We start from the raw sequence: 7,251 nt of genomic DNA on the forward strand, positions 1-7,251 counted from the left end.
GCGGCGTTCGAGGGCGGCGTCGAGAAGCTGTGGCTGGACGCGAAGGTCCACGCCTCCCTCGATCGCAGCACCGCGCAGATCGGCGCGCCCGAGGCGTGGCAGGCCGGCTACGACGGACACGGCGCGACCGTCGCCGTCCTGGACACCGGCGTCGACGCCACCCACCCCGACCTGGCCGGGAAACTCGACGACGTACGCAACTTCACCGACGACCCCACCGCGAACGACGGCCACGGCCACGGCACCCACGTCGCCTCCACCATCGCCGGCAGCGGCGCCGCCTCGGACGGCTCGCGCAAAGGCGTGGCACCGGGGGCACGGCTGCTGATCGGCAAGGTGCTCGACCACACAGGGTCCGGCTCGTATTCCTCCATGATCGCCGGCATGGACTGGGCCGCCCACTCGGGCGCCGAGGTCGTCAACATGAGCCTGGGCGGCGAGCCGACCGACGGCACGGACGTACTCAGCCTCACCCTCGACGACCTCAGCGAGAAGACCGGCACCCTCTTCGTCGTCGCCGCGGGCAACTCGGGAGTCGACTACTCGGTGGGCTCCCCGGGCTCCGCGGCGAGCGCACTGACCGTGGGCGCCGTCGACCGCGACGACAAGCTGGCCTCCTTCTCCAGCCGCGGTCCGCGCGTCGGGGACGACGGCCTCAAGCCGGACCTCACCGCTCCCGGCGTCGGCATCGTCGCCGCCCGCGCGGCCGGCACGGCCATGGGCAGCCCGGTGGACGCGGCCTACACCGCCGCGTCGGGTACGTCCATGGCGACCCCGCACGTGGCGGGCGCGGCAGCGATCCTGGCCGGGCAGCACCCCGACTGGAAGGGCCGGCAGCTCAAGGACGCGTTGATGAGCACGACGCGGACCGCCCCCGGCCAGACTGTCTACGAACAGGGCACCGGCCGGGTGGACGTCGCCCGCTCGGTACGCCAGCAGGTGCGCGCCACCGGCACCACCGCCTTCGGCAGCCTGGGACCGGACGCGGGTGCGCAGCAGGTCGGCATCACCTACACCAACGATGGTGACGCGCCCGTATCGCTCACCCTGGACACCACCTTCGACAAGCTCTACGGCTCCTCGGCCCCGGCAGGCGTCATAGGCACGCCCGCGCAGGTCGACGTGCCCGCCCACGGCACCACCGACGTGACCGTGACGCTCGACGCGCCCGCGCTGCCGGAGGGCGTCTACGGCGGCCGCGTCACCGCCACCTCGGCCGACGGACAGGCCATCGCGCACACCGTGTTCTCCGCGGCGAAGGACCCGGTCAAGCACAAGCTCACCGTGCGGGGCATCGACCGCGCCGGGCAGCCCGCGACCGTAGATCCGCTGATCCTGCTGGGTCCCACGGGCCGCTTCGACGTCGTCCAGGCTGTGCCGGCGGGGCAGACCCTGACGGTCGAGGTGCCCGACGGCATGTACTACCTGTACGGCGTCATCGCGCAGTACACGGAGGACAACAACACCTACAGCGTGATGGTCGACCCCCGTCTGCGGGTGCGCGGCGACGCGGACCTGGTGCTCGACGCGCGCAAGGCGGTCCCCGTGGAGATCCGGACCCCCCAGCGGGCCGAGCAGCGGGGCCCGCTGGTCTTCTCCACCCACTGGAAGACCGGTGACCGGGAGTTCGCCAGCTACTACACCAGCGGACACAGCGGTGGACAGCGTCTCTACGTCACGCCCACCGACGAGTTCACCGAGGGCACCTTCGAGTTCTCCTCCCGCTGGCAGCTGGCCGCGCCGATGCTCAGCGCACGCGCGGTCTCCTCCACCGCCGCAGCAGGCGTCCCCCTCCGTCTGATCCACAACTCCCCCGCCGTGGACGGCGTGCGGCGCCTGCGGGTGGTGGACGCCGGTCACGGACGCCCCGAGGACTACGAGGCGCTGCGCGCACGGGGCACGGACGTCCGCGGAGCGGCCGTACTCGTGGAACTGGAGGGGGTGGAGTACGACGAGGCGGTGACCTCGGCCGCCCGGGCCGGAGCAGCGGCCGCCGTCATCACCGCCAAGGAGTACGCGACCGCGACCTGGCAGCCGGTGAGTCCGCGGCTGCCGGCGATCGGGCTGTACGCCTCCCGGGCCGCCGCTCAGCGGCTGCGCGCGCCCGGCACCGTCCTGGAGCTCAAGGGAACCCCGGAAAGCCCCTACCTCTACGACGTCGTACAGCTCTCCGAACAGCGCGTGCCCGAGCACGTGGTCCACAAGGTCGAGCCGCGAAACACGGCCACAGTGGTCTCCCGCTACCCGGACACGAGCGAGGCACGCTACGTCGCGGAGAACCGGGCTTCCTGGCGCCCGTGGGAGGGCGCGTACCTCTCCATGCAAGCGCGGTATGTCCGCACCGGGCAGGTGCGGACCGAGTACCTGAGCGGTCCCGCCGACACTCGGTGGCTGCACTGGGTCAACCCCCGCAACACCTGGGCGTACCAGGCGGTGGGGACCGGCATGCTCGGCCCGGTGCGCACCTACCGGCCAGGTGAGCACGCCACGGAGAGCTGGTACGCCCCCGTGGTGCGCCCGGCGATCCCGCGAGGGGTCGAAGGACTCGCCTACCGCAAGGACGACCAGCTGGCCATCTCAATCCCCGAGTTCGCCGACACCGCCTCCGGCCACTACGGCTACGCCCTGCCCGGGAAGGACGCCGGCACCCCCTACCCCGACGAGACCCGCGCCGTACTGCGTCGCGACGGCGAGGTCCTCGCCGAAGGCCCCCGGGCGTGGGGCGCCTTCCCCGCGGGCGGGGACGACGGCCACTACCGGCTGGACCTGGACGTGAAGCGCACCAGCCCCGAGGGCACCCTCTCGCGGGCCACCAGCACCCGCTGGTCGTTCACCGCTCCTCGCCCGGCCGAGGGCAAGGAGTCCCTGCTTCCGCTCCTCCAGCTCGACTACGACGTGGCCACGGACCTCCGGGGTTCCGCTCCAGACTCCGGGTCCTTCGCCTTCGGTGTGAGCGCCCGCCACCAGGACGGTCTGACGGGCCGTTCCGTGAAGGGCATGGAGGTGTCCGTCTCGTACGACGACGGCGGGCACTGGCGGGCGGCGGCGACGTCCGCCCGGGGCGACGGCGCCTACCGTGTCCGGGTCACCCACCCCGAGGCTGCCCGCACCAGCGGGTACGTGACGCTGCGGGTCCGCGCCTGGGACGACGCGGGCAACGAGGTGACGCAGGAGATCGAGCGAGCGTACGCGCTGAGGTAGTACGCGAGATCCAGGAAGCCGCGACCGGCCCCGGTCGCGGCTTCCGCACGTCCGAAGGCCGCGAGCCTGTGTGCCGGGCGCCGCCGGGCAAGCGGGACTTCCGGAACACGCGCTACGACAGCCAGTCGCGCCGCGCCGCCTGCCACACCAGCTGCGTACGCGTCGTCGCGCCCGCCCGCTGCATCAGCGCGGTGATCCGTCGCTGCACCGTGCGGTGGCTGACACCCAGCTGGGTGGCGATCGCCTTGTCCGCCACGCCCGCGACGACCAGGGAGAGCAGATAGCGCTCGTCGTCGGCGACGCTGCCGCCCGATCCCATGCCGCCGGCGAAGTCGGCCAGCTCGCCCGTCTCCGTGACGTGCAGCGGGGTCCCCGCCGCCCACTGGATGTCGAACAGGGCGACCAGGGCGTCCAGGAGACTGCTGCTGCGGATGATCGCGGCGGTCGGCTCGCCGCGGGCGCCGGTCGCGCTGCCGGGCACCAGCGGGCAGACGGCGACAGAGCTGTCGACGATGACCATGCGCACGGGGAGCGTACTGGTGGCGCGGGCCACTTCACCGGCGCGAATGCCCTGGGCGACGTTGTCGACCATGCCGGGCTCCTCCAGGCAGGCCCGCTCGTAGATCGCCTCGTAGCGGATGCCCTGGGTGAGCAGCTCGAACTCCTCGTCGTTGTCCTGGGCGCGCAGCGCCACGGGCTCGGCCTTGCAGAACCACCGCAGGTCGCTGCGGGCCCCGTAGGCGAGTTGGCGCAACTGCTGACGGATGGCGCCGGTTCCGGTGATCACCTCGACCAACTGCCCGGCGTCATGGCGCCGGCCGCCCGCCCGGTACTCCTCGGCCAGCTGTTCCACTCCACGCCGCGCCCACTCCAGCGCTTCCTGGCCGCGCGCGAGCAGGGGCTGCAGCGCCACGTCCGGCGGGACGGGTACGTACCGCATGCCGCCGTCACCAGGCAGCCGACCGACCAGGCCTTTGTCGTGCAGGGAGGACAGCAGCAACGCCGCCTCGCGTTCCCGGATGTGGAGCCGTTGGACGATCTCGTCCACGTTCGCACCTCGTACCTCCACCAGGAGGCGGTAGACCCGCTCCTCCGCCGCCCCGATCCCCGCTATCTCCAGCACGCGCTTTCCCCCTTGCCGCAGCCCACCCCGAGCGGTCGCCCACTGTGCCATCCATGATCGAACGGGATGCGGGCGGCGTTGGCAATGGATCAGTTGTCGTGCGGGCGGGAGGAGTATCGGGTTCCGCGCCCGGTTCAGCCGCCGAAGTTCCAGGCGACGACGCCGTTTCCGGTGACGAGGAAGGCCAGGATCACCAGGTCGGCGATGCCGAGCGCGAGTCCGAGCAGGGCGCGGCCGCGGCGGGCGGTGGAGCGGGCCAGGGCGACGAGCGCCATGACGATGGCGGCCGGGCCGAGCAGGATGTTCATCACCAGCAGGCCGACGAGGCCGAGCACGAACGAAGCGACGGCGAGACCGTCCGCGTCACGGGTGGAGCGCCGCGGCGATGCGGGCGGGGTGGCGCCGTGACTGTCGGGCCCGGTCGGGGTGGCGCCGTGGCCGTGGGGCCCGGCCGGCTCAGCCGTTCCGGTCGCGGCGGCGGCTCCGGAGCGGCGGGTGAGTGCGGTGAGTGTCATCGTGCGGACTCCTTGGGGTCTGGATGCGCTGAAGTGGACGACCGGACGGTACGGAGGCCGGTCACTGCGAGCGGCGGCGCGCACCCGCCCGTTCGCGCACGGCGAAGACCAGGAGCCAGCAGCCGATCAGGGCGGCGAGCGTCAGGGACAGCGGAAGCGGAATCTGGACCACTGCTCCCAGCACGATCCCCATCAGGAGCAGGGCGGCGACGAGGACGATCATGGTCAGCCTTTCCATAATTGAGAGTACGACTGTGCACTGACTTATCAGTCTAGACCCGCACCCCTCTTCCCCGGCCCGGAGAACAGTTGTTTACTGAATGGCATGAGTCACACCGCCGGCATCCGCCAGACCCAGAAGCTGAAGACCAGGCAGGCACTCCTGGACGCGGCCCTCGGACTGCTGGAGCACCAGAGCCTGAGCAGCCTGGGCCTGCGCGAGGTGACGCGGGCCGCGGGTGTCACACCCACCGCCTTCTACCGGCACTTCGACGGCATCGCCGCGCTCGGGGTGGCCCTGGTCGAACAGACCCTGGGCAGCCTGCACGGAATGATCGGCGCGATACTCGCCGAGACCGGCGACAGCGAGGTCCGGCTGGACCGCAGCGTCGAGCTGATCACCCGCCATGTCCGGGAACAGCCCGCCCACTTCCGCTTCATCGCCCGTGAGCAGCACGGCGGCGTCGTCCCGGTCCGCGAGGCCATAGCGGCCCAGCTCCGGCGGTTCGCGCAGGAGGTGGCGGCGGCGCTCGCGGACGAGCCCGAGTCACAGGGCTGGGACGAGGAGGATCTGCTGATGCTGGGCGGCCTGTACGTCGACCACATGGTGATCACTGCCTCGGCCATGCTGGACGGCGGCCCGGACGGCGACGAGCAGGTGGCCCGCATCGCCCGGCGCCGGCTGCGACTGGTCACGATCGGCCGTCTGCACTGGCTGGACGGGGCCGAGCCGGGCGCCGGAGCCTGACGGGGCGGAGCTCCTAGGCTGTGGCGCATGAGCGATGAGACCTGGGTCCTGGACCGTACGTTCAACAGCTCCGCCGGAGAGGTCCGCTGGGCCGTCCTGGGCCCGGCCGGGGCGCCGCCCGTCGTGCTGGTGCACGGCACACCCTTCTCCTCGTACGTCTGGCGAGGCGTGGCCCGCGCGCTGGCCCAGGAGCACCGGGTCTTCGTCTGGGACCTGCCCGGGTACGGGGACTCCGTGCAGTTCGAGGGCCAGGACGTGTCGCTCGGCTCCCAGGCCCGGGTCCTCACCGAGCTCCTCGGCCACTGGCAGCTGACCGAACCGGCCGTGGCAGCCCATGACTTCGGCGGCTGCGTCGCCCTGCGCGCCCAGCTGCTGCACGGCGCCCGCTACCGCTGCCTGGCCCTGGTCGACCCGGTGGCGCTGGCCCCCTGGGGCTCGCCCGCCTACCGGCTGCTGGGCGGACACGCGGAGGTCTTCGGTCAGTTGCCGCCCGCCCTGCACCGCGCGCTGGTGCGGGAGTACGTGAGCTCCGCCAGCAGCCCCGGACTGCCCCCGGCGGTCCTGGACCGGCTCGTCGCGCCCTGGTGCACCGAGGCGGGGCAGCCCGCCTTCTACCGGCAGATCAGCCAGAACGACCAGCGGTTCACCGACGAGATCCAGCACCGGTACGGGGAGATCGATGTGCCGGTGCTGATCTGCTGGGGCGCCGAGGACACCTGGATCCCGGTCGCCCGCGGCCATGAACTGGCCGCGCTCGTCCCCGGCAGCGAACTGCGGATCATCGACGGTGCCGGGCATCTCGTGCAGGAGGACGCGCCGGCGGAGCTGACCGCCGCGCTCACCCGCTTTCTGCGGACGCCCCCGGTCCCGGATCCCCGTACAGGGCCATGACAGCGGCAGCGTGCGCGGCCAGCACCGCGCGGGCCTCCGGCGGGGCCAGCACCTCGACGTCCGGGCCGAAGGAGAGCAGGGAGCGCGCCCACTCCACCGACTCCACGGCAAGATCGGCCCGCACCCACTCGCCCCCGTCCTCGGGCCGCGGCTCCCGGGCGAGCACGCCCGCGTTCAGCCGCAGGAAGAGGTCCAGCCGGGAACGGCGCACCCGCACCCGCAGGGTCACCGCTCCCTGCCGTTCCTCGACCTGCCGGCGCAGTTCCTCCCAGACCTGCGCCAGTTCCACGCCGGGCCTGCGGACCACCGTGTCCTCGGTGAGGACGGCCTCCCGTACCCGGTCGGCGCGGAAGAGCCGGGGCTCCCCCTCACGGTCGGCGACCATGTACCAGACGCCCGCCTTCACCACCAGGCCGTACGGGTCGACGGTGTAGGTGCGGGCGGTCCGCGTACCGCTGTGCCGGTAGCGCAGCCGCAGCCGCCGGTCGGCGACCTGCACGACGCCGTGTTCGCCGACCGGCGGCTGGTCAGCTCGGCGGCGGGCCGGTGCGGGG

6 protein-coding genes and 1 pseudogene are annotated in these 7,251 nt (G+C 72.6%); 3 read left to right on the plus strand and 4 right to left on the minus strand.

Annotated elements, in window-relative coordinates:
* Nucleotides 1–3,201 (plus strand): S8 family serine peptidase (locus JGS39_RS33850; RefSeq protein WP_219573581.1); only part of this gene is annotated, 3,201 nt, incomplete at its 5' end.
* A gap of 112 nt (nucleotides 3,202–3,313) precedes the next feature.
* Here the strand turns inward: JGS39_RS33850 and JGS39_RS33855 are convergent.
* The 3 genes from JGS39_RS33855 to JGS39_RS33865 form a co-directional block, all read right to left on the minus strand.
* Complete coding sequence (locus JGS39_RS33855) at nucleotides 3,314–4,324, minus strand: helix-turn-helix transcriptional regulator (RefSeq protein ID WP_219573582.1); 1,011 nt, start codon at nucleotides 4,322–4,324, stop codon at nucleotides 3,314–3,316.
* Between the two features lie 134 nt (nucleotides 4,325–4,458).
* Complete coding sequence (locus JGS39_RS41205) at nucleotides 4,459–4,839, minus strand: DUF4190 domain-containing protein (RefSeq protein ID WP_236065871.1); 381 nt, start codon at nucleotides 4,837–4,839, stop codon at nucleotides 4,459–4,461.
* Nucleotides 4,840–4,900: 61 nt separating this feature from the next.
* Complete coding sequence (locus JGS39_RS33865) at nucleotides 4,901–5,077, minus strand: hypothetical protein (RefSeq protein WP_219573587.1); 177 nt, start codon at nucleotides 5,075–5,077, stop codon at nucleotides 4,901–4,903.
* Nucleotides 5,078–5,164: 87 nt separating this feature from the next.
* Between JGS39_RS33865 and JGS39_RS33870 the strand changes: the two genes are divergently transcribed.
* Nucleotides 5,165–5,806 (plus strand): TetR family transcriptional regulator, encoded by a 642-nt coding sequence (locus JGS39_RS33870; protein ID WP_219573583.1) that lies wholly within the window; start codon nucleotides 5,165–5,167, stop codon nucleotides 5,804–5,806.
* A 27-nt stretch (nucleotides 5,807–5,833) separates the two neighbouring features.
* Nucleotides 5,834–6,697, plus strand: coding sequence for an alpha/beta fold hydrolase (locus JGS39_RS33875; protein WP_219573584.1), 864 nt, complete (start codon nucleotides 5,834–5,836; stop codon nucleotides 6,695–6,697).
* Here JGS39_RS33875 and JGS39_RS33880 read toward each other — a convergent pair.
* Nucleotides 6,645–7,251 (minus strand): annotated as a pseudogene (locus JGS39_RS33880) (WYL domain-containing protein); the annotation flags it as partial. The gene JGS39_RS33875 and the pseudogene JGS39_RS33880 overlap by 53 nt on opposite strands.

Source organism: Streptomyces poriferorum, from assembly GCF_019399235.1.
Classification (GTDB): domain Bacteria; phylum Actinomycetota; class Actinomycetes; order Streptomycetales; family Streptomycetaceae; genus Streptomyces; species Streptomyces poriferorum.

What these genes read in the sequence shown, in the direction of transcription:
- JGS39_RS33875 (WP_219573584.1), top strand. Translation starts at nt 5,834, where the DNA reads ATGAGCGATGAGACCTGGGTCCTGGACCGTACGTTCAACAGCTCCGCC.
- JGS39_RS33870 (WP_219573583.1), top strand. Translation starts at nt 5,165, where the DNA reads ATGAGTCACACCGCCGGCATCCGCCAGACCCAGAAGCTGAAGACCAGG.
- JGS39_RS41205 (WP_236065871.1), bottom strand. Translation starts at nt 4,839, where the DNA reads ATGACACTCACCGCACTCACCCGCCGCTCCGGAGCCGCCGCCGCGACC.
- JGS39_RS33865 (WP_219573587.1), bottom strand. Translation starts at nt 5,077, where the DNA reads ATGGAAAGGCTGACCATGATCGTCCTCGTCGCCGCCCTGCTCCTGATG.